Genomic DNA, 26,152 nt, shown 5'->3' with positions numbered 1-26,152 from the left:
AAATTTTCGTCACGCCATACAGACGGCCTGAATCCCATAATGATTACGCCCGTTTCAATTTCTCGCGTCTGGTAAATACGGTATAATTTGCCCTTTACGCACATTACCTCCGGTCTTTTCAGACGGCCTTTATCTCATGACTGCAAAATCTTCTAAAACCCAAACAAAAAAACGTGCCACCACCAAACCGGCTGCCAAACCGACCACACGCAAATCCGCCAAAACACAAACTCAAGCCGACAATAAAGTCTCCCAACGCCTGAAAGCCGCCAAAGAGCTGCAAAAAAACGAAGAAAAAAAAGCGCGCCCCGAACATGTCGTCAACTTGATTAATGATGCCTTATGGCTGTTTGGTTTGGTTATCACCATTTATCTGGCCATTTCCCTGGCCAGTTTCAGCATGGACGACCCTGCATGGTCGCGCAGCGTTCCCAAAAGCCATGATGTTGCCAACCTCGGCGGCCTTTTTGGTTCCTATCTTTCCGATGTCGGGTATTATTTGTTCGGCCTGTCATTTTGGTGGTGGATTGTCGCCTCTTGCGTTTTCCTCTACAAAAACTTCCGCCCCATGAAAAAGCAGGAAAACCATAAGCCCTACAATCACGGCGTAGCCGCTTTGGCATTGTTCCTCCTGCTGGTGTGCAGCCCGATTATCGAACATTTCCTGTTTGACAACGCATTAAGCGAATCCCTTCCCGTCGGTGCAGGCGGCTTGGTCGGCTTGTTGGCGGGTTCAGGCTTGGCTTGGCTGTTGGGCAAATCAGGCAGCCTGTTGATTATGCTGGTGATGTTGCTGTTGTCCATTTCCCTGTTGGCTCAGGTGTCATGGCTGGAAGTCATGGCCAAATCCGGTAGCCATGTGGGCGGCCTGTTTGGCAGCTTGATGAAAAAACTGTCGCAATATCAAAATAAAAAAGAAGACGTCAGCGCCGAAGCTTTGGAAACCCAAAATACGCGCCGCATGGTTAAAGAGGCCAAAACCATTACCGCCACTCCGGTGGCTCCGTTGGCAGGCAGCAGCAGCAACCGTAAAACCGTTGCCGTGTCCGTTGCGCCGCCCCCTAAAATCCAAACTTCCCTGTTTGACGATACCGAGCCTAAAAACAACGGCGAATACCACAAACCCAATATGAACCTGTTGCGTATGCCGTCTGAAGAACCGGTTACCGTCAATCCGGATGAATTGCAACAAACCGCAGAATTGATTGAAACCAAACTGGCTGAATTCGGCATCGGCGTACAGGTTGTTTCCGCCACTTCCGGCCCTGTGATTACCCGCTACGAAATCGAACCGGCACAAGGTGTCAAAGGCAGCCAAATTGTCGCCTTGTCCAAAGATTTGGCGCGCTCGATGTCTCTGCAAGCGGTACGCATTGTTGAGACCATTGCCGGTAAAAACACCATGGGCATTGAATTACCTAATGAGAAACGCCAAGACGTCATGTTGAGCGAAATCCTCTCTTCTCCCGTGTTTACCGATGCCAAGTCCAAACTGACCGTTGCCTTGGGTAAAGATATTGCAGGTACGCCCGTTGTCGGCGACTTGGCAAAAATGCCGCATCTTTTGGTCGCAGGCATGACCGGATCGGGTAAATCTGTCGGCGTGAACGGCATGATTATGTCCATGCTCTTCAAAGCCACGCCCGACGAAGTCCGATTCATCATGATTGACCCGAAAATGCTGGAATTGAGCATTTATGATGGCATTCCGCACCTGCTTTGCCCGGTTGTAACCGATATGCGCGAGGCAGGACAAGCGTTAAACTGGTGTGTTGCCGAAATGGAAAAACGCTATCGCCTGCTCTCACACGCCGGCGTACGTAATCTGGACGGCTTCAACCAAAAAGTCGAGCAGGCCAAAGCGGCAGGCAAGCCATTACTCAATCCATTCAGCTTAAATCCTGACGATCCCGAGCCTCTGGAAAAACTGCCGTTGATTGTGGTCGTCATCGACGAGTTGGCAGACTTGATGATGACCGAACGCAAATCCGTCGAGCAGCAAATCGCACGCCTTGCCCAAAAAGCGCGTGCGGCAGGCATACACATGATTGTCGCCACCCAACGCCCGAGCGTTGATGTGGTTACCGGCCTGATTAAAGCCAACATCCCGACACGCATGGCCTTTACCGTACAAAGCAAAATCGACAGCCGCACCATTCTTGACCAAATGGGTGCAGATGAATTGCTCAAATACGGCGACTCATTGTTCCTGCAACCGGGCAGCGCAGAACCGACACGCCTGCAAGGTGCGTTTGTTTCCGATGATGAAGTGCATCAAGTCGTCAATTTCATTAAAGAACAAGCGCCGACCAATTATGTGGAAGGCCTGCTCAGCGGTGAAGCGGCCATTGAAACCACCAATATTGTCAATCCGAACGCCAACAGCGATGAACTGTTTGATCAAGCAGTTGCCTTCGTATTGGAAAGCCGGAAGACTTCCATCTCCTCCCTGCAACGCCAATTGCGCATCGGCTACAACCGCGCCGCCAATTTGGTAGATGCGCTTGAAAATGCCGGCGTGCTTTCTCCGGCAGATGTCAACGGCAGCCGACGGATTCTGGCGCAAAAAGACCAGCTTTAAAAAACAATGTCAAAGCAAAAAGGCCGTCTGAAAAGAATTTCCCACTTTTCAGACGGCCTTTTTATGTTATTCGTGAAACATTGTGTTATACTAAGCAGCTAAATTTTGACCTTATGCATATTCCCGAAATCCTTCGGGGGATTAAGCAGAAGGATAACCGTTTAACACAACAAATTTAAGGGCTTACGATGAGCGTAACTGTTGAAACTTTAGAAAATCTGGAACGCAAAGTAGTATTGTCTCTGCCTTGGTCCAAAATCAACGCAGAAACTGAGAAAAAACTGAAACAAACCCAACGCCGCGCAAAAATTGACGGCTTCCGTCCGGGTAAAGCACCGTTCAAAATGATTGCCCAAATGTACGGCGCAAGCGCACAAAACGACGTTATCAACGAATTGGTACAACGCGAATTCTACGATGTTGCCGTTGCTCAAGAATTGAAAGTTGCCGGTTACCCACGCTTTGAAGCCGTTGAAGAACAAGACGATCAAGAGTCTTTCAAAGTTGCCGCTATTTTTGAAGTCTTCCCCGAAGTAACCATCGGCGACCTGTCTGCCCAAGAAGTAGAAAAAGTAACTGCAACCGTTGGCGATGCCGAAGTTGACCAAACCGTAGAAATCCTGCGCAAACAGCGCACCCGTTTCAACCATGTTGACCGCGAAGCCCAAAACGGCGACCGCGTCATCATCGACTTCGAAGGCAAAATCGACGGCGAACCTTTCGCCGGCGGCGCGTCTAAAAACTACGCTTTCGTATTGGGCGCAGGCCAAATGCTGCCTGAATTCGAAGCCGGTGTTGTCGGCATGAAAGCCGGTGAAAGCAAAGACGTTACCGTAAACTTCCCTGAAGACTACCACGGTAAAGATGTTGCCGGTAAATCTGCCGTATTCACCATCACTCTGAACAACGTTTCTGAAGCTACTTTGCCTGAAGTTAACGCTGACTTTGCCAAAGCTCTGGGCATTGAAGACGGCGACGTTGCCAAAATGCGTGAAGAAGTGAAGAAAAACGTCGGCCGCGAAGTTGAGCGCCGCATCGGTGAACAAACTAAAGAATCTGTCATGAACGCCCTGCTCAAAGCGACTGACTTGCAAGTTCCTGTTGCTTTGGTCAACGAAGAAGCGGCCCGCCTGGCAAACGAAATGAAACAAAACTTCGTTAACCAAGGTATGGCTGACGCTGCCAACTTGGATCTGCCTTTGGATATGTTCAAAGAACAAGCAGAACGCCGCGTTGCTTTGGGTCTGATTTTGGCTAAATTGGTTGAAGAAAACAAACTTGAGCCAACTGAAGACCAAATCAAAGCCGTTGTTGCCAACTTCGCTGAAAGCTATGAAGATCCTCAAGAAGTTATCGACTGGTACTACGCAGAGCCTTCTCGTCTGCAAGGCCCGACTTCTTTGGCCGTAGAAAGCAACGTTGTTGATTTTGTTCTGAGCAAAGCCAAGGTAACTGAAAAAGCGCTGTCTTTTGACGAAGTAATGGGCGCACAAGCTTAATTGCTCTAAGGCCGTCTGAAACAGACAATCAAAAGCACCGAAGCGCTTTAAATGGCTTTGGTGCTTTTCCATCATTAACAGGAGACAAAAATGTCCTTCGATTTCAATAACTACCTTGTCCCTACCGTTATCGAACAAAGCGGTCGCGGCGAGCGCGCATTCGACATCTACTCACGCCTTTTGAAAGAGCGCATCGTTTTCTTGGTCGGCCCGGTAACAGACGAATCTGCCAATCTGGTTGTCGCGCAACTGCTGTTTTTGGAAAGTGAAAATCCAGATAAAGACATCTTCTTCTATATCAACTCACCGGGTGGTTCGGTTACTGCCGGTATGTCGATTTACGACACCATGAACTTCATCAAGCCTCATGTTTCTACCTTATGCTTGGGCCAAGCGGCAAGCATGGGCGCATTCTTGTTGTCTGCCGGTGAAAAAGGCAAACGCTTTGCCCTGCCCAACAGCCGCATCATGATTCACCAACCGCTCATCAGCGGCGGCTTGGCCGGTCAGGCTTCCGACATTGAAATTCACGCTAAAGAGTTGCTGAAAATCAAAGAGAAACTGAACCGCTTGCTTGCCAAACATTGTGATCGCGATTTGGCCGATTTGGAACGCGATACCGACCGCGACAACTATATGTCTGCCGATGAAGCCAAAGAATACGGTTTGATTGACCAAGTTTTGGAAAACCGCGAATCTCTACAAGCCTAATTTTTATCGGTTTAAATCAAAGGCCGTCTGAACATATATATTCAGACGGCCTTTCTTCAATCCTACTTCGTATTGTCTTTATTATTCACTTGAACCGGATACAGCAAAATCAAAGGGTTGGCTTTTACTTGGTTCCAAAAACTTTTTAGCAGATTGCGTATACTGCCCAAACGCGTACCGCGGGAACGGAGCGCCACAGCCAAAGCCAAAGAAAAGCTGACCACTAAATTTACCATACCGATTGCCAATACGCTTGCCAAGCCGAGTATAAACGTGAATACATCTGCATGGCCGCTGATCGCGGCATAACCCAAGTTTGCCGAAGAAAACGCCACATGACGAATATCCAGCGGCAAGCCGAAAAGATGGCCAAAATAGCCTGTCATGCCTAAAAGCATACCGAAAATAAAATTACCCATAAGCGAACCATAATGCTTATGAATATAAGCAGCCAACCGACGGCGCGGCTCCGGAGGCATGATTTTTCGTAAAAACGGATTAAACGGCAGGCGCTGACGCAGGTTCAGATAATCGGAACGATTGTCAAAAAAGCCGGCAATAATACCCGAACAAAACAACCATACGCCGGCAATAGCGGCATACCATAAGGTCGGTTGGGTAAAAATCTCAATAGATTTGAACTGATAGGCCGTAACTGCCTCATTCAGCAAAGGCTGACCATGCGTATGGGCATAGCCAAAAGCAATCCCTGCCGCCAACAATACCGCAATCGATACATTGCCAAACACAGCGACACTTTGCGAACGGCACACGTCAATCAGCAGTTTAGCCAATTTATTGTCCACCGCTTTGCTGCCTTCATTCGAGTCCACCTGTTCGGCAAAGCTCGCTGCCGTCATGGCAGGCTGTTTGGTTGCAACAGTGCAATGCAGCATATGAATCAGCATAAAGCCCAAACCATAATTGAGCCCAGCCAAGAATGAAGTAGTAAATTCGCCAAACCCCAAAGACGCAATATGGATTTTATTCAATGCCATCAAAGCAATAATTACGCCGCCGCCTGCTGCGGAATAAAACATTTTGAAATATTCGCTACGGTTGCGCGTAATGTAATGCTCGCCATGATGACTTTTGTTTTCCGTAATACTGCGTGCCAGCATTCGGATACTACTTTTACGCAAGTGGCTGGTGCTGTATTGCTCCACCGCCGCATAAATCATCGCATTCATCAGATTGACAGTTAAGCGGGTGCGGCTGGTTTCGATTTGAATATTGGTCAACAATTTCAGGCGGTCTATGGTTTGTTGCAGGCGTTCGAGCAAGTGGGCAACTTTTACTGACGAACCAGACCCGGCTCCCGTACCACGACGGCGCAAATAGTCAATTTGCTTTTCACACTGGTCAAACATAACCTCCAAATGCGCTGTGTCATAAGTTTCTTCACTATGGCGATAATGTTCCACCATCTTCGCAACTTCGCGCTGTAAAGCGACAAATGCAGAATCCGCTTCCAACAAACGGGGGGCAATCCGTATTAAATCCGGCTCAATCGCTTCGGAAGCAATCCAGATGGACAACATTTCTACCGCACGCAAACGTGCATCTGTCAATTGTCGGCTGGCCGTCTGAAGCAAAGCGGGATCCGCCTTAGCCAACAACAATTCATACATACCCAGCCATTGTCGCAAACTCAGTGTTTGCAACCATTTATCATCATTTTCAGAATGAAAAAGATATAAAAATACTTCGCGCAAGTTGGAAAAATCTTTATAAGACGGGCTGAACCGCTCATAAATCCGTATGCCCATTTCCCGGGTAAAACTATGGCGCGAGAAAATACCCAGCTTAATCAGCGCAGGATAAATGTGAACTTTAGACAGCCAAGTATAAAAGCGCAGGCTGAATTGACGGCATAAAGCATCGTCTTGTTTTAACGTAGATAAAATCAAATCAAAACGTTCGGAAGCCTGTTTTTTGCCTCCTCGGCGCAGAAATTTGATTAAGGCGTTGAGGATAAGAACAAAGTCGGTATCGTTTAAGCGTTCCGACAAAATACTGTGAAGATTTTGATTAGTCAGTTTTTGCATTGTAGTATTATTACATTAAATTAGGTATTTAGCAAGAACCTTGGTAAACAAGTCGGATTATAGCGCATTCTTTATCAAACTAAGGCATAAGATTTTAATCAATTTCCCTAAAATTCAAAGAATAATCAAATTACATAACAATTATATAATATGAATCAATAATCAAGAAAGGCCGTCTGAATTCTTTCAGACGGCCTGTTACAACAAAATACTACATTAATTTAATCCTATGCAAACAAGAGCTTACCACTCTCTTCTTTAACATGGATTGTGCTATCGGGCGCATATTTGCCTTCGAGCAGGGCTTTGGCCAGCGGGTTTTCGATTTCCGACTGGATGGCGCGTTTGAGCGGACGGGCACCATACACAGGGTCGAAACCGGCTTTGGCAATCAGATCCAAGGCAGCATCATCGACTTTCAGATGCAGATGTTGCGCTTCCAAACGTTTTTCCAAACCTTTAAGCTGGATTTTCGCAATGCTGCGGATATTAGCCTGATCCAAACCGTGGAACACGACGACTTCGTCAATACGGTTGATCATTTCAGGACGGAAATGTTCTTTCACATCCTCCATCACAACTTCTTTTACTGCTTCGTAGTCCTGAGTACCCATTTGTTGGATATGTTGGCTACCGATGTTGGAAGTCATGACGATAACAGTATTTTTAAAGTCCACTGTACGACCTTGTCCGTCGGTCAAACGGCCGTCATCCAATACTTGCAGCAGGATGTTGAACACGTCTGGATGAGCTTTTTCCACTTCGTCCAAAAGAATCACGCTGTACGGTTTGCGGCGGACTTGTTCGGTCAGGTAACCGCCTTCTTCGTAGCCGACATAGCCCGGAGGCGCGCCGATCAGGCGGGCAACAGCATGTTTTTCCATGTATTCGGACATATCGATACGAATCAGATGATCTTCGCTGTCAAACAGGAAGCCTGCCAAGGCTTTGCACAACTCGGTTTTACCCACACCGGTCGGACCTAGGAACAAGAAGCTGCCGTAGGGTTTGTTCGGATCGGCAAGGCCGGAGCGGCTGCGGCGGATGGCATCGGACACGGCACGCACGGCTTCGTCTTGACCAACCACACGGCGGTGCAATACTTCCTCCATTTTCAGCAGCTTGTCGCGTTCGCCTTCCATCATTTTAGATACGGGGATGCCGGTCATGCGCGATACGATTTCGGCCACTTCGTCCGCGCCGACTTCGGTACGGAAGAGTTTGTTTTGTTTTTTGCCGTCGGGGTTGCTTTCCGCAGCTTGCAACTGTGCGCCCAATTTCGGCAACTCGCCGTATTCGAGTTCGGACGCGCGGGCAAAGTCGCCTTGGCGTTTGGCCTGCTCGATTTTGACTTTGATGTCGTCCATCTGTTTCTTAATGTCGGCGGTGCTGGAAGACGCGGCTTTTTCGGCTTTCCAGATTTCGTCCAAATCGGCATATTCTTTTTGCAGACCGTCGATTTCTTCGTCTATCAGTTCCAAACGTTTTTTGCTGGCGTCGTCGCTTTCTTTGGCAACGTGCATTTTTTCCATTTTGAGCTGAATGATGCGGCGGTCGAGTTTGTCCATCTGCTCGGGTTTGCTGTCCAGCTCCATTTTGATGCGACTGGCAGCTTCATCAATCAAATCAATCGCTTTATCGGGCAGGAAGCGGTCAGTGATGTAGCGGTCGCTCAACTCCGCTGCGGCAACGATGGCAGGGTCGGTGATGTCGATGCCGTGGTGGATTTCATAGCGTTCCTGCAAACCGCGCAGGATGGCGATGGTATCTTCCACACTTGGCTCGCCGACCAATACTTTTTGGAAGCGGCGTTCGAGTGCTGCGTCTTTTTCGATGTATTGGCGGTATTCGTCCAAGGTGGTCGCGCCGATGCAGTGCAGTTCGCCACGCGCCAAAGCCGGTTTCAACATATTGCCCGCGTCCATTGCGCCGTCGGTTTTACCTGCGCCAACCAAAGTATGGATTTCGTCGATGAAAATCAGGGTGTTGCCGTCGTCTTTCGCCAAATCGTTCAATACGCCTTTCAAGCGTTCTTCAAATTCGCCGCGGTATTTCGCACCGGCAATCAATGCCGCCAAATCCAAAACCAGCAAGCGTTTGTTGCGCAGGGATTCGGGCACTTCGCCGTTGACGATACGTTGCGCCAAGCCTTCGACGATGGCGGTTTTACCCACACCAGGCTCACCAATCAGCACAGGGTTGTTTTTGGTACGGCGTTGCAGCACCTGAATCGCACGGCGGATTTCGTCGTCACGGCCGATAACAGGGTCGAGCTTACCGTCACGGGCGCGTTGAGTCAGGTCGAGTGTGTATTTTTTCAGCGCATCGCGTTGGTCTTCAGCATTCGCATCGTTCACGTTTTGTCCTCCTCGTACCGCATCGATCGCGGCATTGATATTTTGTTCGGTCGCACCGGCTTCTTTCAAAATTTTGCCGGTTGCATCATTCTGCTGAACCAAAGCCAGCAGGAAAAGTTCGCTGGCGATATAGGCATCGCCACGTTTGGTTGCAGCCTTGTCCATCAAGTTCAATACAGCTTGCAGCTCACGGCTGGGCATAATATCGCCCCCCTGTCCGGATACTTTTGGCAAGCTGCTCAAATGTTGCTGCAAACGCTGTTTCACCTGAGGCACATTCACGCCCGCATGGGCCAGTAACGCAGCAGCTCCGCTGTTTTGATCATCAAGCAATGCTTTTAAGATAAAGCCTGCCTCGAGATAGCTGCTGTCCGCAGCCAAAGCCAGGCTTTGACCTTCTTGCAGAGCTTGCTGAAATTTAGCAGTCAATTTATCAAATCTCATTTAACGTTCCTCTACAAATATATTTCCGTTGAAGCCTATATAGGCGCAAATGTGGATAACTCAAGAGTTATTTTTTCATTAAATAGTAAATTTTATTTATATTATTGTTTTATATTGATTTATTTTTATAATTTTATGTGTATAACTTTTCTTTTCCATTTACCCCATACGTAAAAGGCTGTCTGAAAAATCAAGAAGAATCAGGTATAATCGGCAACATATTAATTTTCAGACGGCCTTTGCGCCGAAGGATACTTTCATGAGCAAAAAACGAGTTTTAACAGGCGTTACCACAACAGGCATTCCGCACTTGGGCAACTACGTCGGCGCCATCCGCCCGGCTATCCGCGCGGCGCAAGATGCCAATACCGAATCATTCCTCTTTTTGGCCGACTATCACGGCATCATCAAATGTCATGAGCCGGAAATGATTCATCAATCTACTCAAGCTGTTGCCGCCACATGGCTCGCCTGCGGACTCAATCCGGAACAGACTACTTTCTACCGTCAAAGCGATATTCCCGAAGTGATGGAGTTGAACTGGATTCTGACCTGTATCACCGCAAAAGGTCTAATGAACCGCGCTCACGCTTACAAAGCCGCAGTACAGGCAAATACCGAAAACGGTCAGGAAGATCCGGATCACGGCGTGGAAATGGGCTTATACAGCTACCCTATCCTCATGACTGCAGACATCCTTATGTTCAATGCCCATGAAGTGCCAGTCGGCCGCGACCAAATCCAACACGTCGAAATGGCGCGCGATATTGCCGGCCGCTTCAACCATCGCTTCCAAGAGCTCTTCACCCTGCCCGAAGTAAAAATCGATGAAAATGTCGAACTCTTGGTCGGCCTGGACGGACGTAAAATGTCCAAGTCCTACGGCAATACCATTCCGCTTTGGGAAAACGATAAAAAAACCCAAAAATCGGTCAACAAAATCATCACCAATATGAAAGAACCCGGCGAGCCGAAACAACCTGATGAAAGTCCTCTGTTTGAAATCTACAAAGCCTTCTCTACGCCGTCTGAAACTGCCGAGTTCACACAAATGCTGGCCGAAGGCCTTGCTTGGGGTGAAGCCAAAAAACTCTTGGGTGCAAAAATCAATGCCGAGCTCGCAGAACCACGCGAGCGTTACAATGAGTTGACAGCCAAACCATCTCAAATTGAAGACATTTTGCAGGCCGGCGCACAAAAAGCGCGTAAAGAAGCACGCGAATTGTTGGATAAAGTACGCGATGCAGTAGGTATTCGTCCGTTGAAATAATAGCAAGGCCGTCTGAAAATTTCAGACGGCCATAATATCGTTTATTATTTGAAATATAACCGTTTTTCTAGGGTTTCTCATATGAAAAAAACCTTTCCCCTTATCTTGCTCAGCCTTTTATTGGCTGCCTGCGGCGGTAAATCTGAAGATACTGCCGCCAATGATGCTGCTTCAGGCAAAGCGCCTAAACCTACCTTCAAAGTTAAATATATCGATGAACAAGCCATAGCCGGTTTGGATTTGGGCACAGCTCAAGAAGGCGAAACTAAAGAAGGTAAAAAACAACGCACCTATCCGATTAACGGCATAGAGGGCGGCGTTATCAATCTGATTGGCAAGCACCCTAACGACTTAGAAGTCATCAGCGGCCAATGCATGGAAAAAAATGAAAAAGGCGTTTCAGCCGGATGGTCAGCCAACGGCGTCTGCCACACTGCCTTTGCAAAAATGGTGGACAATATTGCCCAAGACGGCAGCAAACTGACCGACTATCTGATTTCACACGCTGCTTTACAGCCTTATACCGAAGGCAAAAGCGGTTATGCCGCCGTCCAAAACGGCCGCTATATTTTAGAAATTGACAGCGAAGGCATGTTTTATTTCCGTCGCCGTCATTACTAAAACCCTGCCCATCCTATTTTTCCCCTGACACAAGGACTGAATCATGGCTCAAGTTACTTTCCAAGGCTCTCTTATTTCTACAAACGGCAATTTGCCTGCCATCGGACAAGTTGCACCTGATTTCACATTAGTAGCAGCAGACCTATCTGAGAAATCATTGGCTGATTTTGCAGGCAAACGCAAAGTGCTGAATATTTTTCCTAGTATTGACACCGGCGTATGCGCCCAGTCCGTCCGTACTTTCAACAAACGTGCCTCGTCTTTGAACAATACCGTCGTCTTGTGCATTTCTGCCGATTTACCGTTTGCACAAGCCCGTTTCTGTGGCGCAGAAGGTTTGGAAAACGTAGTGACACTTTCTACATTCCGCAGCAGCTTTTCTAACGATTACGGTGTTACACTGACAGAAAGCCCATTACGCGGCCTGACTGCCCGCGCAGTGGTGGTTTTGAACGAGCAAAACCAAGTTCTACACGCTGAGCTGGTTTCTGAAATTGCAAATGAACCTGACTACGAAGCTGCTTTAGCTGTTTTGTAATTAACCAAATAAAATCAGGCTGTCTGAAACTTTTCAGACGGCCTTTAGCTTATCCTGAAATAAAAACGGCAGCTTAAAAGCTACCGTTTTCTGTTTCAAACCTTATACAGATTTATCCGTTTCTGATTCAGCAGTCTGAACCTCATTTTGCTCAACAGGTTCAGCAGCTTCAGCAACAGGTGCTTCAGGCTCTTCTACTTTGTCATCACGGACATTGTGGCTGTAATCTTTAGGCGGGCTAGGTTGTTTACCGGCCATAATTTCCAAAACTTGGTCTCGATCGATGGTTTCCCAATCCATCAGCGCTTTGCACATGGTTTCCATCTTATCGCGATTTTCATCCAAAATTTTGTAAGCCACTTGGTATTGCTCATCCAAAATACGGCGGATTTCCGCATCGATATCTTGTTGGGTTTTCTCGGAAATATTTTGAGAACGGGTCACGCTGCGACCCAAGAATACTTCACCTTCGTTCTCAGCATAAACCATCACACCCATTTTGTCGCTCATACCATAACGCGTTACCATCTCGCGTGCCATTTGAGTTGCACGCTCAAAGTCGTTAGATGCGCCGGTAGAAATACGGCCGACAAAAATATCTTCAGCAATACGGCCGCCAAACAAAATTGAGATCTGACTCAACATTTGGTCTTTGTACATGCTGATGCGGTCACGCTCAGGCAGCTGCCAAGTCAAACCCAACGCACGGCCGCGCGGCATAATGGTTACCTTGTGAACCGGATCGGTAAACGGCAGGCTTTCCGCTACGATTGCATGGCCTGCCTCATGATAGGCTGTCGCACGTTTTTCATCTTCATGCATCACCATACTGCGGCGTTCAGGACCCATATAGATTTTGTCTTTCGCATCTTCAAAGTCGCTTTGATCGACTTTAACTTTATTGCGACGGCCGGCAAACAAAGCAGCTTCATTGACCAAGTTTGCCAAATCCGCACCTGAAAAACCAGGTGTACCACGAGCCAAAGAAGTCAAATCTACAGATGCATCCAAAGGCACTTTTTTAGCGTGAACTTTCAAAATTTGCTCACGGCCACGAATATCAGGCAACGGAACAACGACTTGACGGTCAAAACGGCCCGGACGCTGCAACGCAGGGTCAAGTACATCAGGACGGTTGGTGGCTGCAATCACAATAACGGTTTGATTACTTTCAAAACCATCCATTTCAACCAACAATTGGTTCAATGTTTGCTCACGCTCATCATTGCCACCGCCCAAACCGGCACCGCGCTGACGGCCGACCGCATCAATTTCATCAATAAAGATGATACATGGTGCATTTTTCTTGGCTTGCTCGAACATATCGCGGACACGGCTCGCACCGACACCGACAAACATTTCTACGAAGTCAGAACCTGAAATACTGAAGAATGGCACACCTGCCTCACCGGCAATCGCTTTGGCCAGCAATGTTTTACCCGTACCGGGGCTGCCTGCCAATAAAATACCGCGCGGCACACGACCGCCTAAGCTTTGATAACGATTGGGTGCTTTCAAATAATCTACGATTTCTTGTACTTCTTCTTTTGCCTCATCACAACCGGCAACATCGGCAAAAGTCACTTTATTGGAATCTTTATCCAACAAACGCGCACGGCTTTTACCAAAAGAGAAGGCACCGCCTTTACCGCCACCGCCGCTTTGCATGCGCATGAAGTAGAACCATGCACCAATCAACAACAAAACAGGCAGCAGGCTGTAAAACAGACTAGCCAGCATGCTTGGTTTTTCTTCCGGAGTTACTTTGACGCGTACTTTGTTGTCCAACAGTGTTTTAACCAAGTTGTCATCCAAAGGCGCATTGGTATAAAAGGCAGTTTTATCGGTGCGCTCACCTTTAATCAGATAGCCGCTGACAACAGATCCTTCGATATTGACATTGGATACTTCGCCACTATTAACTTGCTGAATAAATTGAGAATATTCGATTTGCTGTTTATCTTCCTGCTTATCGCTGAGTGCATTGAATGCTGCTAAAAGCATAGCACCACCCACTACCCAGACTAATATGTTTTTAATGGTATTCCCCACTGAACAGGCTCCATGGTTACAAAATAAATAAAATCAAGGGAAAGAATTTTAAAGCACCCACCCTACATTGTCAGCGTTTATTTTTGCCTAATAGGTAAATCTCACTGGAACGATTGCGGGAAGCATCCGGCTTTCGAGTTTGCACACTGGCAAAAATTTCGCGCATTGCCGCCGTATATTCCTGATAGCCCACGCCTTGAAACACCTTCACCAAAAAACTGCCTCCGGGTTTCAAATGCTGCAAAGCAAAATCCAAAGCCAGTTCACACAGGTAAAAACTGCGTGCCTGGTCTGTTACGGCATTGCCTGACATATTGGGTGCCATATCACAGATTACAAGGTCTAACGGGCGATTATCCAACAAAGCTTCAAACTGCTCCAAAACAGCATCTTCCCTAAAGTCTCCCTGAATAAACGACACGCCTTCAATCGCATCCATCGGTAAAATATCCAAAGCAAACACCGCCCCTGTTTTACCGACCAGCTTGACTGCCACCTGCGACCAACTACCCGGCGCGCTACCCAAATCCGCCAAGACCGTACCCGGCTTGATCAATTTATCTTTCTGATTGATTTCCAATAATTTATAAGCCGCCCGGGCACGATATCCATCCTTTTGTGCCATATTGACATAATGATCGTTGACATGCTCATGCAGCCATGCTTTTGAAGATTTTGAGCGTACAGCCATCTTGGTTTGAAATGCTTAAGTTAAAAACCAGTATTGTACGTTATTTCCCCCGTAAATGTTCTAAATCGCGTACAATATAGCCATTATTCTTTTTAATTGGATACTTATCAAAATGAGCGACAACAAACTAAATACCAAAGAAATTTTGACCTTGAAAGCCCAAGCACACCACCTCCATCCCGTTGTTATGGTTGGCCAACAAGGTTTGACTGACTCCGTCATTAAAGAAACCGACGCCGCATTGACAGCACACGAATTGATTAAAGTCCGCGTTTTTGGCGATGACCGTGCAGAACGTATTGAAATTTGCAATGCCCTGTGTGAGACACTGGGTGCCCAACTGGTTCAACACATTGGTAAATTACTAGTTTTATGGCGTAAAAAACCGGACGAAGAGTAATTCGAACTGAACAAACAGCAGGAGTATTTTCTCAACCCACTTTATTCCATCTTCTGTTGTATTTATGCAGCATAAAACAATTTATTCCATTATTCTAAGTATAAAAATACAAATACGGTTGCCTGTTTTTGTAAATAACCCCAAAATTACAAAATCATAACGGCCGCACCCTGTCGGCCGATTATTTTATCCTTGAATCCTTCATAAACATAAAAAACGATGAATGCTCAACAATATGAAGAATCTTTTCTTCTGGCAAAAAAATTAATTACTCAAGACCCGCCTGACTTTGCGCAAGCTATTCCATTGCTTTGCGAGGCAGCAGAGGCGGGACATATCGAGGCTGCATTTCAGCTGGCAGGATGCCTGTTCGAAAACCACGAAAACGAACAAGATTTGGCAATTGCAGTTGAATATTTAAAACAAGCGGCAAGAGCCGGTCATCCCTATGCCCGCTACAATCTTCTCCAATTACAAGAAAATAACGGCGCAGAATTAGAAACGCTTATTTCAGCCTATCGAGAACTTGCCGAAGAAGGCTTGGTCCCGGCCCAGCTACGCCTGATGCGTTTATATGCGGATAGCGGCAATGAACAGCAAGCAGTCAAATGGGCATTGAAAGCTGCCGAGCAACAAAACCCTCAGGCGCAATATTTCTTAGCCCAACACTACCAATACTCAAGCACCCCCGATTTAGAATATTCCCATAAACTCTACCAGCAATCTGCCGCACAGGGATTTATTGCGGCACACTGGCAACTTGGTCTTCAATATAAATTGGGGCAAGGTGTCGCACAAAATCCTGAAAAAGCAATCGAACATTTACGCATTGCCGCCCATTACGACATCGTTCCGGCGCAAACTTCTCTTGCAGAACTCTTGGCGGCATCAAATCCTGCCGAAGCATTAGAATGGTTTGAAAAAGCGGCAGAACAAGGAGATAGCAATGCGCATGTAGCGCTTGCCGAAATCTATCTTTTGGGAAAAAACACCGAACGAGACCCTCAAAAGGCCTATCAACACGCCAAGTCTGCCGCGGATCAAAATGACCCGGAAGGCTTGCGCCTTTTGGGAGATATCCATCGCTACGGATTGGGACGAGCAGTTGATGCAGACACCGCCCGTCAGTATTATCAACGCGCAGCCGACTTAGGCAATCTTGTCGCTTACCAAAAACTTCTATCTGACAGCGCGTTGAATAACCAGCAAAACTACGAGCTGACCAAAGAAATCGCCCTCCAACGCCAAGAGGCCGAGCGCCTATACAAACTGGCATTTGCGGCCCACTATGGTTTAAAACGCCAACAAAATTATGCCGAAGCACTAGAGCTATACCTTCAGTCTGCAGAACGAGGACACAGCAAATCACAAACCAATCTTGGCATGATGTATTACAGCGGACAAGGCGTACCTGTCGATTATGCCCAAGCGGCAAAATGGTTTGAAGCGGCAGCCAAACAAAGGGATACAATGGCTCAATATAATCTTGCCTGTCTGTATTACCACGGCCTGGGTGTAGAGAAAGACATCAATAACGCGTGTTTTTGGCTGCAAGAAGCCATCCAACATGGACATGAGCAGCAAGATGTTCTCAAAGAGCTTTTAGCCCAATGGAAGCAATTTGCTCAAAAATCCTCTGCAGTTTAAAGGCCGTCTGAAATTCTCAGACTACTAGATAAATGACATGCCCAGCTATTCAACTAGCCTGTGCATGTCATTTTTTTTAATTTTCCCTTACTCAATCATTGTCCTCTTAGAATTTCACTCTTTCTTAACCTCTTCCAAAATCTTCAGACGGCCCATTCGCTTGTAAAAAATGACACGGTCTAATTTTCTTTTCCAAACTCAAAGTCTAAATTTAATTTTCGCTTTTAGACAAATTTTGAAAATTAATTTTCGTATTCGAATTTATTCATCTAAACTACAGAGACTTTTACCGTGTCTGTTTAATATTCCAATTTTAAAACCATCATAACGGCACTTTTAAAAAACCATCAATTCAACCTCTACCCTCCTATTAATATCAACAGCGCGATTTGCTAGTTTGCCCAATTACTGATAGCATTTGCAGGTTAGCCAGTTTGCAAAAAATTTTAATTTTTCAGAATTTTCATTGCTTAATATAACGTATTGAAAATATTTAAATAATTAAAATTTTTTCGAATTTGACTCTTGGAATTTTCGTTTATAAGCCGTATTTGTTCACAAACGAAAATATCGGGGTAATACTCCGTCATTGAAAAACACTCAACACAAGGATAGATATTATGTCCACCCAATTACACGATGTTGACCCAATTGAAACCAAAGAATGGTTAGACGCGTTAAGCTCTGTTTTAGAATATGAAGGCAGCGAACGCGCCCAATACCTGCTGGAAAGTTTGGTCAAATACAGTCGTGACAAAGGCATCCGCATGCCTCACGGCACCACTACTCCATATTTGAATACTGTTTCCGTTGAAAACGAAAAAGGCATTCCCGGCGACCAAAACATCGAGCACCGCATTCGTGCTTTCGTACGTTGGAATGCCGCGGCTATCGTATTGCGCGCGGGTAAAAAAGATCTGGAATTGGGTGGACACATTGCATCTTTCCAATCTGCTGCGACCATGTACGAAGTCGGCTTCAACCACTTCTGGAAAGCCAAAGGTGAAGGCGAAGAAGGCGATTTGGTATTCTTCCAAGGTCATGCCGCTCCCGGCATTTATGCACGTGCTTTCGTTGAAGGCCGTTTGACTGAAGACCAATTGAACAACTTCCGTCAAGAAGTTGCCGGTCATGGTCTGCCTTCCTATCCCCACCCTCACCTGTTGCCTGACTTCTGGCAATTCCCAACCGTGTCTATGGGTCTTGGCCCATTGATGGCGATTTACCAAGCCCGTTTCCTGAAATACTTGGAATCTCGCGGCCTGGCAAAAACCAAAGGCCGTAAAGTATGGGTATTCTGCGGTGACGGCGAAATGGACGAACCTGAAAGCCAAGGTGCTATTGCTCTGGCTTCACGCGAAGGCTTGGACAACTTGGTATTCGTCATCAACTGTAACCTGCAACGTTTGGACGGCCCAGTACGCGGTAACGGCAAAATCATTCAAGAGCTGGAAGGCAACTTTGCCGGTGCCGGCTGGAATGTTGTGAAAGTCATCTGGGGTCGTCGTTGGGACCGCCTCTTGGCAAAAGACAAAGATGGCATTCTGCGCAAACGCATGGAAGAATGCTTGGACGGTGACTACCAAACTTACAAATCCAAAGACGGCGCATACGTCCGTGAACACTTCTTCAATACCCCTGAACTGAAAGCATTGGTTGCCGATATGACCGATGATGAAATTTGGGCATTGAACCGCGGCGGCCACGACCCTCAAAAAGTGTATAACGCTTACGACCGTGCAGTGAACCACGCTGACGGCAAACCTACTGTCATTTTGGCTAAAACCATTAAAGGTTACGGCATGGGCGCATCCGGCGAAGGCCAAAACGTTGCCCACCAAGCCAAAAAAATGGACAAAGCTTCTCTGAAACAATTCCGTGACCGCTTTGACATTCCTGTTACCGACGAGCAAATCGACAGCGGCGACCTGCCTTACCTGACTTTTGCTCCTGACAGCGAAGAATACAAATACCTGCATGCACGCCGTGAAGCTTTGGGTGGCTACCTGCCTCAACGCAAACCTACCCAAGAAGTTCTGGAAGTGCCTGAACTGTCAGCATTTGAGACTCAATTGAAATCTAGCGGCGACCGTGAATTCTCAACCACCATGGCTTTCGTCCGCATCCTGTCTACTTTGCTGAAAGACAAAAAAATCGGCAAACGCGTGGTACCTATCGTTCCTGATGAAAGCCGTACGTTCGGTATGGAAGGTATGTTCCGCCAATACGGTATTTGGAACCCTAAAGGCCAACAATATACTCCTCAAGATAAAGACCAACTGATGTTCTATAAAGAGTCTGTTGACGGCCAAATCTTGCAAGAAGGTATTAACGAACCAGGTGCCATGGCTGACTGGATTGCTGCTGCGACCAGCTACGCAAACAACGACTTTGCCATGATTCCTTTCTACATCTACTACTCTATGTTCGGTTTCCAACGCGTTGGCGACTTGGCATGGGCAGCAGGCGATATGCATGCACGCGGCTTCCTGTTGGGTGGTACTGCCGGCCGTACAACATTGAATGGCGAAGGTTTGCAACACGAAGACGGCCACAGCCATATTCAAGCAGACTTGATTCCAAACTGTGTAACTTACGATCCGACATTCCAATATGAAGTAGCCGTTATCGTACACGATGGCTTACGCCGCATGTATGTTAACCACGAAGACGTGTTCTACTACATCACCCTGATGAATGAAAACTACACCCATCCGGACATGCCTGAAGGCGTAGAACAAGACATCCTGAAAGGTATGTACTTGCTGAAAGCCGGCGGCAAAGGCGATAAAAAAGTCCAATTGATGGGTTCCGGTACCATCCTGCAAGAAGTCATTGCCGGTGCCGAATTGTTGAAAGCCGACTTCGGCGTAGAAGCAGACATCTGGTCCTGCCCATCATTCAACCAGCTGCACCGCGATGCCATCGAAGTGGAACGCTTCAATCGTCTGAACCCATTGGAAACTGCAAAAGTACCGTTTGTTACTTCTCAACTGCAAGGTCATGACGGTCCGGTTATTGCCGCTACCGACTACATCCGCAGCTATGCCGACCGTATCCGCGCCTACATCCCTAACGACTACCACGTCTTGGGTACCGATGGCTTTGGTCGCTCCGACAGCCGTGCCAACCTGCGCAGCTTCTTCGAAGTTGACCGCTACAACGTTGCCGTTGCTGCATTGAGTGCTCTGGCCGAACAAGGCAAAGTCAGCAAAGAAATCGTTCAACAAGCCATTGAAAAATATGGTATCAAAGCCGATGCAGCTCCTAGCTGGAAACGCTAATTGATGTTTCAGACGGCCTGTTTGCTTCATGCCAACATTAGGCCGTCTGAAAACCAAATGCTTGAATGGTTTGAACAGACAAACCGTACCGATGCCGTGTGAAACAGTTTTCAGACGGCATCAAACTGAAAATATTAAAGGAACTCAAATGAGTATCGTAGAAATCAAAGTCCCTGATATCGGCGGTCATGAAAACGTCGACATCATCGCTGTAGAAGTTAAAGCAGGCGACACCATTGCCGTAGACGACACCCTGATTACTTTAGAAACCGACAAAGCCACTATGGACGTACCTGCCGATGCAGCAGGTGTAGTAAAAGAAGTGAAAGTTAAAGTCGGTGATAAAATTTCTGAAGGCGGCGTTATTCTGACCGTTGAAACCGATGCCGCCGCTGCCGATGCAGCTCCGGCTCCTGCAGCTGAAGCTCCTGCAGCTCCGGCTGCCGCTCCTGCCGCAGCCCCTGCAGGCGGTGCAACTGTAAAAGTTGTTGTACCGGATATTGGCGGTCATACAGATGTAGACATTATTGCCGTTGAAATTAAAGTTGGCGACACTGTTGCCGTTGACGACACTCTGATTACTCTGGAAACCGACAAAGCCACTATGGACGTACCATGTACAGAAGCCGGTGTGGTTAAAGCCGTATTTGTAAAAGTTGGCGACAAAGTATCTGAAGGTTCTGCCATTATCGAAGTAGAAACTGCCGGTTCTGCCGCAGCTGCTCCTGCCGCTCAAGCTGCCGCACCTGCACCAGCCGCTGCTCCGGCTCCTGCTGCCGCTCCAGCACCAGCCGCTGCACCTGCTCCGGCTGCACCTGCAGCTGCCAAAATTGACGAAGCTGCTTTTGCCAAAGCACATGCCGGTCCTTCCGCACGCAAACTGGCACGCGAATTGGGCGTAGATCTGGGTCAAGTCAAAGGTACCGGTCTGAAAGGCCGTATCATGGGCGAAGACGTTAAAGCCTTCGTTAAATCTGTTATGCAAAGCGGTGCTGGCAAACCTGCCGCTGCTTCTTTGGGCGGCGGTCTGGACTTGTTGCCATGGCCTAAAGTCGACTTCTCTAAATTCGGCAGCGTCGAAGTTAAAGAGTTGTCTCGCATTAAGAAAATTTCCGGTCAAAACCTGTCCCGCAACTGGGTTGTGATTCCTCACGTTACCGTACACGAAGAAGCGGACATGACCGAATTGGAAGAATTCCGCAAACAGCTGAACAAAGAATGGGAACGCGAAGGCGTGAAACTGTCTCCGTTAGCGTTCATCATCAAAGCCTCTGTTTCTGCGCTGAAAGCCTTCCCTGAATTCAACGCCTCTCTGGATGGCGACAACCTGGTGCTGAAAAACTACTTCAACATCGGTTTCGCAGCAGACACGCCAAACGGCTTGGTTGTTCCAGTGATCAAAGACGTGGATCAAAAAGGCTTGAAACAAATCAGCCAAGAGCTGACCGAATTGTCTAAAAAAGCCCGCGAAGGCAAGCTCAAACCGCAAGAAATGCAAGGCGCATGCTTTACCATTTCCAGCTTGGGCGGTATCGGCGGCACAGGCTTCACACCAATCGTGAATGCTCCTGAAGTTGCCATCTTGGGCGTGTGCAAATCCCAAATCAAACCGGTTTGGAACGGCAAAGAATTCGCTCCTCGCCTGATGTGCCCATTGAGCCTGTCCTTCGACCACCGAGTCATCGACGGTGCCGCCGGTATGCGCTTTACCGTATTCCTGGCTAACCTGTTGAAAGACTTCCGCCGCATTACTCTGTAATCCGAGCATTTTCAGACGGCCTTTTTACTCAGGCCGTCTGAAAAAAGAAGTCCGAACATCATTCAGAAAGATTAGACATGAGCTTAGTTGAATTAAAAGTGCCCGACATTGGCGGTCACGAAAATGTAGATATTATTGCGGTTGAAGTAAATGTAGGCGACACCATTGCCGTGGACGATACCCTGATTACTTTGGAAACCGATAAAGCCACTATGGACGTACCTGCCGAAGTTGCGGGTGTCGTTAAAGAAGTTAAAGTTAAAGTCGGCGATAAAATCTCCGAAGGTGGCTTGATTGCAGTCGTTGAAGCCGAAGGTGCGGCTGCCGCTCCTAAAGCCGAAGCACCAGCTGCTCCTGCACAAGAAGCCCCTAAAGCTGCTGCTCCTGCTCCTCAAGCTGCACAATTTGGCGGTTCTGCCGATGCCGAGTACGACGTAGTCGTATTGGGTGGCGGCCCCGGCGGTTATTCCGCTGCATTTGCCGCAGCCGATGAAGGCTTGAAAGTTGCCATCGTCGAGCGTTACAAAACTTTGGGCGGCGTTTGCTTGAATGTCGGCTGTATCCCTTCCAAAGCCTTGTTGCACAACGCTTCCGTTATCGATGAAGTACGTCACTTGGCTGCCAACGGTATCAAATACCCAGAACCAGAACTCGACATCGACATGCTGCGCGCTTACAAAGACGGCGTGGTTTCCCGCCTGACTACCGGCTTGGCAGGTATGGCCAAAGGCCGTAAAGTAGACGTTATCCAAGGTGACGGTCAATTCTTGGATCCTCACCACTTGGAAGTGTCGCTAACTACCGGCGACGTGTACGAGCAAGCGACCCCTACCGGCGAGAAAAAAATCGTTGCCTTCAAAAACTGTATCATTGCAGCAGGTAGCCGCGTAACCAAACTGCCTTTCATTCCTGAAGATCCACGCATCATCGATTCTAGCGGTGCACTGGCTCTGAAAGAAGTACCGAGCAAACTGCTGATCATTGGCGGCGGTATCATCGGCCTCGAAATGGGTACAGTTTACAGCACGCTGGGTTCACGCCTCGACGTCGTTGAAATGATGGACGGCCTGATGCAAGGCGCAGACCGCGACTTGGTGAAAGTATGGCAAAAACAAAACGAATACCGTTTTGACAACATCATGATCAACACCAAAACTGTCGCTGTCGAACCTAAAGAAGACGGCGTTTACGTTACCTTCGAAGGTGCAAATGCACCTAAAGAACCACAACGTTACGATGCCGTACTGGTGGCTGCCGGTCGTGCGCCTAACGGCAAACTCATCAGCGCCGAAAAAGCAGGTGTTGCCGTAACTGACCGCGGCTTCATCGAAGTCGACAAACAAATGCGCACCAACGTACCGCACATCTACGCCATCGGCGACATCGTCGGTCAACCGATGTTGGCGCATAAAGCCGTTCACGAAGGCCACGTTGCCGCTGAAAACTGTGCCGGCCACAAAGCCTACTTCGACGCGCGCGTTATTCCGGGCGTAGCCTACACTTCTCCTGAAGTGGCATGGGTGGGCGAAACCGAATTGTCTGCCAAAGCCTCCGGCCGCAAAATCACCAAAGCCAACTTCCCATGGGCTGCTTCCGGTCGTGCGATTGCCAACGGTTGCGACAATGGTTTCACTAAGCTGATTTTTGATGCTGAAACCGGCCGCATCATCGGCGGCGGTATCGTTGGCCCTAACGGCGGCGATATGATCGGCGAAGTTTGCTTGGCCATCGAAATGGGCTGCGATGCAACCGACATCGGCAAAACCATCCACCCACACCCAACCTTGGGCGAATCCATCGGTATGGCTGCGGAAGTAGCATTGGGTGTATGTACCGACCTGCCGGCTCAGAAAAAGAAATAAGTTCACTCAAATAAAGTTTGAACGAACTTAATGGAACAAAGGCCGTCTGAATGTTTCAGACGGCCTTTTCTCAAATAAGGAGATTTAATATGAAAAAAATCGAAGCCATTATCAAACCTTTCAAACTCGACGATGTGCGCGAAGTCTTGACCGAAATCGGCATTACCGGCATGACCGTCAGCGAAGTCAAAGGCTTCGGCCGCCAAAAAGGCCATACGGAAATTTATCGCGGCGCAGAATACGCGGTTGATTTCCTGCCCAAAGTAAAAATCGAATTGGTATTGACTGACGACAAAGTCGATCAGGCTGTTGATGCCATTTTGGAAACCGCACATTCCGGCAAAATCGGTGACGGTAAAATCTTCATTTATCCGGTTGAAGAAGCCATCCGTATCCGTACCGGCGAGCGTTCGGATGCTGCGCTTTAATAGAAATCACAAGATACAGAAACAAATGCCGTCTGAAAAAAGCCATGACTTGTTTTAATCAGGGCTTATTTTTCAGACGGCATTATTGAATACCCTCCCATTTTCTAAAATCTATCCAAGTAAACCTATTACCAAAAACCTCACGCTATCAAGCATGGATGAATTCAAGGCAATGCTTCCCTTGACCTTCATGAACGACTTTACCGTATTAAATAACTCTTTTCAAAGTAATACTTGCCCAATCAAAACCTCAACGCCCTCCTTTTAAAATCAAATCCCTTGTATTTTTTTCCTATTCTTATTGGTGTCTAACTTTTCAGACGACCCCTTTATCCAAACTCCGTTATAATGACGGCTTTAAAATTAATTTATCCAAAGACAGTCTTATCATGAAACACATCCATATTATCGGTATCGGCGGCACATTTATGGGCGGCGTAGCGGCTATTGCCAAAGAAGCAGGTTTTAAAGTCAGCGGTTGCGACGCCAAGATGTATCCACCGATGAGCACCCAGCTCGAAGCCTTGGGTATTGACGTACACGAAGGCTTTGATGCCGCTCAATTGGACAAATTTAAAGCCGATATTTATGTTATTGGTAATGTTGCCAAACGCGGCATGGATGTGATTGAAGCCATTTTGAACAAAGGCCTGCCTTATACTTCCGGCCCGCAATGGCTGGCTGAAAACGTATTGCACCAGCACTGGGTGCTCGGAGTAGCCGGAACACACGGCAAAACGACCACAGCCTCCATGCTGGCATGGGTCTTAGAATATGCCGGTCTTGCGCCAGGCTTCCTGATTGGCGGCGTACCAGAAAACTTCAGCGTTTCCGCCCGTCTGCCGCAAACGCCTCGCCAAGACCCGAACAGTAAATCTCCGTTTTTCGTTATTGAAGCCGACGAATACGACACCGCCTTTTTCGATAAACGCTCCAAATTTGTACACTACCGTCCGCGTACCGCCATTTTGAACAATCTGGAATTCGACCACGCCGATATTTTTGCCGATTTGGGTGCCATTCAAACCCAATTCCATCATTTGGTACGCACCGTGCCGTCTGAAGGCCTCATCGTCTGCAACGGACAGCAACAAAGCCTGCAAGACACTTTGGACAAAGGCTGCTGGACGCCGGTGGAAAAATTCGGTACCGAACAAGGCTGGCAAGTTGACACTGTTCATGCCGACGGCTCATTTGACGTATGCCATCATGGCGAAACGGTCGGACACGTCGCTTGGGAACTGATGGGCGAACACAACCGCATGAACGCCCTCGCCGTTATCGCTGCCGCGCGTCATGCCGGCGTCGATATTCAGACGGCCTGCGAAGCCTTGAGCGCGTTTAAAAACGTCAAACGCCGCATGGAAATCAAAGGCACGGTAAACGGCATCACCGTTTACGACGACTTTGCCCACCACCCGACCGCCATTGAAACCACCATAGAGGGTCTGCGCCAGCGCGTTGGTAATGCCCGCATCCTCGCCGTCCTCGAGCCGCGCTCCAACACCATGAAACTCGGCACCATGAAAGCCGCCCTGCCCGCAAGCCTCAAAGGTGCCGACCAAGTGTTCTGCTACGCCGGCGGCGTGGACTGGAACGTCGCCGAAGCCCTCGCGCCTTTGGGCGGCAAGCTACACGTCGGCAAAGACTTCGATGCCTTCGTTGCCGAAATCGTGAAAAATGCCGAAGCCGGCGACCATATTTTGGTCATGAGCAACGGCGGTTTCGGCGGAATACACGGGAAGCTGCTGGAAGCATTGAAATAAGGGTTTATTGAAAGTTTTGAATGATTGAGGCCGTCTGAAAACCGGAGCTTGGTTTTCAGACGGCCTTTTATCATGAACTAAGTAAAATCTGTACTTACAAAAACCGATTTGGCAATAATAAAATATCATTTATCTTCCATTTATCCGTACATACGCGCAAGACTATTATTTGATTAAGTATTGCCAACCTTCCC

17 protein-coding genes are annotated in these 26,152 nt (G+C 47.9%); 13 read left to right on the top strand and 4 right to left on the bottom strand.

Annotation, left to right across the window (positions count from 1 at the left end):
* The first annotated feature begins 136 nt into the window (after nucleotides 1-136).
* The 3 genes from HMPREF2551_RS06135 (at nucleotide 137) to clpP (ending at nucleotide 4,791) form a co-directional block, all read left to right on the top strand.
* On the top strand, nucleotides 137-2,581 hold the full coding sequence (locus HMPREF2551_RS06135; protein ID WP_070837886.1) for a DNA translocase FtsK: 2,445 nt from the start codon (nucleotides 137-139) through the stop codon (nucleotides 2,579-2,581).
* A 188-nt stretch (nucleotides 2,582-2,769) separates the two neighbouring features.
* Nucleotides 2,770-4,080: a trigger factor gene (gene tig / locus HMPREF2551_RS06130; RefSeq protein ID WP_070837884.1), complete on the top strand. Its 1,311-nt coding sequence runs from the start codon at nucleotides 2,770-2,772 to the stop codon at nucleotides 4,078-4,080.
* Nucleotides 4,081-4,170: 90 nt separating this feature from the next.
* Nucleotides 4,171-4,791, top strand: a complete 621-nt coding sequence (gene clpP / locus HMPREF2551_RS06125) for an ATP-dependent Clp endopeptidase proteolytic subunit ClpP (RefSeq protein WP_049349799.1) — start codon at nucleotides 4,171-4,173, stop codon at nucleotides 4,789-4,791.
* Nucleotides 4,792-4,853: 62 nt separating this feature from the next.
* Here clpP and HMPREF2551_RS06120 read toward each other — a convergent pair whose 3' ends face one another.
* Together HMPREF2551_RS06120 and clpB are read right to left on the bottom strand one after the other, a co-directional pair.
* On the bottom strand, nucleotides 4,854-6,839 hold the full coding sequence (locus HMPREF2551_RS06120; RefSeq protein WP_070837882.1) for a site-specific recombinase: 1,986 nt from the start codon (nucleotides 6,837-6,839) through the stop codon (nucleotides 4,854-4,856).
* A 227-nt stretch (nucleotides 6,840-7,066) separates the two neighbouring features.
* Nucleotides 7,067-9,640, bottom strand: a complete 2,574-nt coding sequence (gene clpB / locus HMPREF2551_RS06115; RefSeq protein WP_070837880.1) for an ATP-dependent chaperone ClpB — start codon at nucleotides 9,638-9,640, stop codon at nucleotides 7,067-7,069.
* Between the two features lie 259 nt (nucleotides 9,641-9,899).
* On the opposite strand from clpB, the gene trpS reads away from it, so the two are divergent.
* From trpS to tpx, 3 genes are all read left to right on the top strand, one after another.
* Nucleotides 9,900-10,910 carry a tryptophan--tRNA ligase gene (gene trpS / locus HMPREF2551_RS06110; RefSeq protein WP_003746855.1) on the top strand — a complete coding sequence of 337 codons (1,011 nt, stop codon included), beginning with the start codon at nucleotides 9,900-9,902 and terminating at the stop codon, nucleotides 10,908-10,910.
* An 81-nt stretch (nucleotides 10,911-10,991) separates the two neighbouring features.
* The gene (locus HMPREF2551_RS06105) at nucleotides 10,992-11,531 is read left to right on the top strand and encodes a hypothetical protein (RefSeq protein WP_070837878.1); all 540 of its coding nucleotides are present in this window, start codon (nucleotides 10,992-10,994) and stop codon (nucleotides 11,529-11,531) included.
* A gap of 43 nt (nucleotides 11,532-11,574) precedes the next feature.
* The gene (gene tpx, locus HMPREF2551_RS06100) at nucleotides 11,575-12,069 is read left to right on the top strand and encodes a thiol peroxidase (protein ID WP_070837877.1); all 495 of its coding nucleotides are present in this window, start codon (nucleotides 11,575-11,577) and stop codon (nucleotides 12,067-12,069) included.
* 102 nt (nucleotides 12,070-12,171) lie between these two features.
* On the opposite strand, the gene ftsH is transcribed toward tpx, so the two are convergent.
* Together ftsH and rlmE are read right to left on the bottom strand one after the other, a co-directional pair.
* Nucleotides 12,172-14,121, bottom strand: coding sequence for an ATP-dependent zinc metalloprotease FtsH (ftsH, locus tag HMPREF2551_RS06095; protein WP_070837875.1), 1,950 nt, complete (start codon nucleotides 14,119-14,121; stop codon nucleotides 12,172-12,174).
* Nucleotides 14,122-14,191: 70 nt separating this feature from the next.
* On the bottom strand, nucleotides 14,192-14,812 hold the full coding sequence (gene rlmE / locus HMPREF2551_RS06090) for a 23S rRNA (uridine(2552)-2'-O)-methyltransferase RlmE (protein WP_070837873.1): 621 nt from the start codon (nucleotides 14,810-14,812) through the stop codon (nucleotides 14,192-14,194).
* Between the two features lie 112 nt (nucleotides 14,813-14,924).
* Between rlmE and yhbY the strand changes: the two genes are divergently transcribed.
* The 7 genes from yhbY to mpl all read left to right on the top strand — a co-directional run bounded on the left by yhbY (nucleotide 14,925) and on the right by mpl (nucleotide 25,958).
* Nucleotides 14,925-15,212, top strand: coding sequence for a ribosome assembly RNA-binding protein YhbY (gene yhbY, locus HMPREF2551_RS06085; RefSeq protein WP_036490774.1), 288 nt, complete (start codon nucleotides 14,925-14,927; stop codon nucleotides 15,210-15,212).
* A 219-nt stretch (nucleotides 15,213-15,431) separates the two neighbouring features.
* A complete protein-coding gene (locus tag HMPREF2551_RS06080) occupies nucleotides 15,432-16,859 on the top strand; it encodes a tetratricopeptide repeat protein (RefSeq protein ID WP_070837871.1) in 1,428 nt (475 codons plus the stop codon).
* Between the two features lie 620 nt (nucleotides 16,860-17,479).
* Entirely contained in the window at nucleotides 17,480-20,143 is a 2,664-nt protein-coding gene (gene aceE, locus HMPREF2551_RS06075; protein ID WP_070837869.1) for a pyruvate dehydrogenase (acetyl-transferring), homodimeric type, read from the top strand.
* Between the two features lie 148 nt (nucleotides 20,144-20,291).
* Complete coding sequence (gene aceF / locus HMPREF2551_RS06070; protein ID WP_070837867.1) at nucleotides 20,292-21,902, top strand: dihydrolipoyllysine-residue acetyltransferase; 1,611 nt, start codon at nucleotides 20,292-20,294, stop codon at nucleotides 21,900-21,902.
* Nucleotides 21,903-21,979: 77 nt separating this feature from the next.
* Nucleotides 21,980-23,764 (top strand): dihydrolipoyl dehydrogenase, encoded by a 1,785-nt coding sequence (gene lpdA / locus HMPREF2551_RS06065; protein ID WP_070837864.1) that lies wholly within the window; start codon nucleotides 21,980-21,982, stop codon nucleotides 23,762-23,764.
* A gap of 89 nt (nucleotides 23,765-23,853) precedes the next feature.
* A complete protein-coding gene (locus tag HMPREF2551_RS06060) occupies nucleotides 23,854-24,192 on the top strand; it encodes a P-II family nitrogen regulator (protein WP_070837862.1) in 339 nt (112 codons plus the stop codon).
* 389 nt (nucleotides 24,193-24,581) lie between these two features.
* The gene (mpl, locus tag HMPREF2551_RS06055) at nucleotides 24,582-25,958 is read left to right on the top strand and encodes a UDP-N-acetylmuramate:L-alanyl-gamma-D-glutamyl-meso-diaminopimelate ligase (protein ID WP_070837859.1); all 1,377 of its coding nucleotides are present in this window, start codon (nucleotides 24,582-24,584) and stop codon (nucleotides 25,956-25,958) included.
* The last annotated feature ends 194 nt before the right edge of the window (nucleotides 25,959-26,152 follow it).

The organism is Neisseria sp. HMSC066H01 (assembly GCF_001837375.1).
Taxonomy (GTDB): domain Bacteria; phylum Pseudomonadota; class Gammaproteobacteria; order Burkholderiales; family Neisseriaceae; genus Neisseria.
This window is presented reverse-complemented; position numbering and strand designations above follow the sequence as displayed.